The sequence below is a fragment of the Marinobacterium profundum genome, assembly GCF_001528745.1.
Lineage (GTDB): Bacteria > Pseudomonadota > Gammaproteobacteria > Pseudomonadales > Balneatricaceae > Marinobacterium_A > Marinobacterium_A profundum.
The window spans coordinates 1-1,284 of sequence record NZ_BCNS01000030.1 but is presented as its reverse complement, the minus strand read 5'-3'; the positions used below and the strand labels follow the sequence as shown (position 1 = coordinate 1,284).

The following is a 1,284-nucleotide window of genomic DNA, read 5'->3' as shown; positions in this document are numbered from 1 at the left end:
CAGCAGATGGCGGGTTTGCTGGGGTTCACCCATCATGTGGAATACGGCTGTCTCGGCGCTCATATCGAAATAAAAATAGACTTCCATGCGCCGCTCGTGACGGTGGCACGGCATGGTGTTCCACAGGCTACCCGGTTCCAGCTGGGTCAGGCCCATCAGCAGCTGGCAGGTCGGCAGTACGTCGGGCACGATGTATTTGTAGATGGTGCGCCTGTTGCTGCTGGCGGTATCGCCGAGGGTGACCGGGGCCGCTTCTTCCTGCGTGATTTTTCGCGTTGGATACTGGCTATGTGCCGGTGCACAGTTGTAATAAAACTTGGCAGGTTTGGCCGGATCGACGCTGGCAAAGCTGAGATCCCGGGCGCCCTGGCCAATATAGAGTGCGTCGCGGGGGCCGACCTCATAGGTGGTGCCATCCACAGTTACAACGCCAGCACCGGCTATATTGATCAGCCCAAGCTCACGGCGCTGCAAAAAATACTCGACGCCCAGATCCTGGCCGAGCTCAGGCGCAAAGCGCAGAGTCTTGTTGACCGGCATGATACCGCCAAAGATGATTCGGTCGACATGGCTGTAGGTCATGCTGCACTGGTCGCTATTGAACATGTCCTCCATCAGGAAGTTTTTCCGCAGCTCTGCGGTGTCCATCTGGCGGGCGTGTTCGCTGTGAACGCTCTGTCGAACCTGCATGGCATCTACCTCTGTTGTTCGAGCCCGCTTAAAGGGCTCAAATATGGGAGTGCTCGGGACCTGTTCCCGGCGACAATGACAGCATCATATCTCTAAACGGCACGATAAATCAATAAAATTAAAATAACGTTTCATAAATTTAACTATGTTGGCTCTGGTGCGAAAACGCGAAGGTTGCGCGTCGGCGTTTCGTCAGAGATTTTGCAGGCGACAGCCCCTGAACCTATGCGGCGGAGCTTGCTTTGGGTTGGGCGTTGTGAGGATCGTGGAGATTATGTCGGTGTTATCAACCCGTATATGGTGGCACTGCAGGCGTTGCTCGGTCCGGTGAAGCAGCCATGTTGAGCTGTGCTTTGGCGACCTGTTCTGTGGAGGCTGGGCCGCTGCGCGGGATAATATTGAAGTGGACCTAGCAGCCTGTCGGACCTGTATCGTATACGCATCTCCGAGCCAACGAGACTCCTGAGCATCTCGTATGCCGTCTTCTGCTTGAATAACAAAAAGACACAACTCAAGACCTAAGAGAAAGGTATAAACGACGTGAGCCGGTTTCTGATGGGAAGATGAAAGAAATGAGATACACATAGTGACAAA

1 protein-coding gene is annotated in these 1,284 nt (G+C 54.1%); it reads right to left on the bottom strand.

Annotated elements, in window-relative coordinates:
• The coding region (gene kduI, locus MPRO_RS02085; RefSeq protein WP_067286374.1) for a 5-dehydro-4-deoxy-D-glucuronate isomerase at window positions 1-690 on the bottom strand (690 nt) is incomplete at its 3' end.
• Window positions 691-1,284: the final 594 nt, after the last annotated feature.